We start from the raw sequence: 878 nt of genomic DNA, 5'->3' as shown, positions 1-878 counted from the left end.
AGCATTTGGTTGGGGACTCATGAGAGACTGCCGGGGTCAACTCGGAGGAAGGTGGGGATGACGTCAAATCATCATGCCCCTTATGTCCAGGGCTTCACACATGCTACAATGGTCGGTACAATGCGCAGCGACACTGTGAGGTGGAGCGAATCGCTGAAAGCCGGCCTTAGTTCGGATTGGGGTCTGCAACTCGACCCCATGAAGTCGGAGTCGCTAGTAATCGCAGATCAGCAATGCTGCGGTGAATACGTTCCCGGGCCTTGTACACACCGCCCGTCACGTCATGAAAGTTGGTAACACCCGAAGCCGGTGGCCCAAACTTGTTAGGGAGCCGTCGAAGGTGGGATCGGCGATTGGGACGAAGTCGTAACAAGGTACCCGTACCGGAAGGTGCGGGTGGATCACCTCCTTTCTAAGGAGCTTTTATTTTTCGGGTGCAGTTGCACCCTGTGGTTGGTTGAGTATGCGAGTGTCATGCTGCCAACTTTTATTATTGAAAAATTGTCCGGGTGAAACACACACTCAAGAGACAAGCCGAGTGTTTGAATGGCGCTTTGTGACACACTGTTGTCCATGCACAGTTAAACGAAAAATAATGTTGTTTGTATGTTGGTGCATTGTTGGGTGTCTGGGGCATTATCCCCCTTTTGTGCCTGACCATGAGTCTTGTTGACACTGTGTGTGTTGGTGGGGTGTGGTTGGGGTGTTGTGTGAGAACTGTATAGTGGACGCGAGCATTAAACACGCACGGATGGATTGCTTTTGTGGTTTGTTTGTGTGTGTTTGTGTGATTTCTTTTTTCTTTAATCAATTTTTTGTCAAGTTCACTTGTGTGGCCATCTGCGCTTTTTGGTGTGGGTGGTTTGTGTGTTCGTTAT

General features: G+C 49.7%; 1 rRNA gene. It reads left to right on the top strand.

Annotated elements, in window-relative coordinates:
- A 16S ribosomal RNA gene (locus MHX61_RS11240) occupies window positions 1–412 on the top strand; the annotation flags it as partial.
- Window positions 413–878 lie beyond the last annotated feature (466 nt).

This window comes from Corynebacterium sp. ACRPF (assembly GCF_022347395.1).
Taxonomy (GTDB): domain Bacteria; phylum Actinomycetota; class Actinomycetes; order Mycobacteriales; family Mycobacteriaceae; genus Corynebacterium; species Corynebacterium tuberculostearicum_D.
Note: the sequence above shows the minus strand (reverse complement) of the source record. Positions and strands in the feature narration are given on the sequence as shown.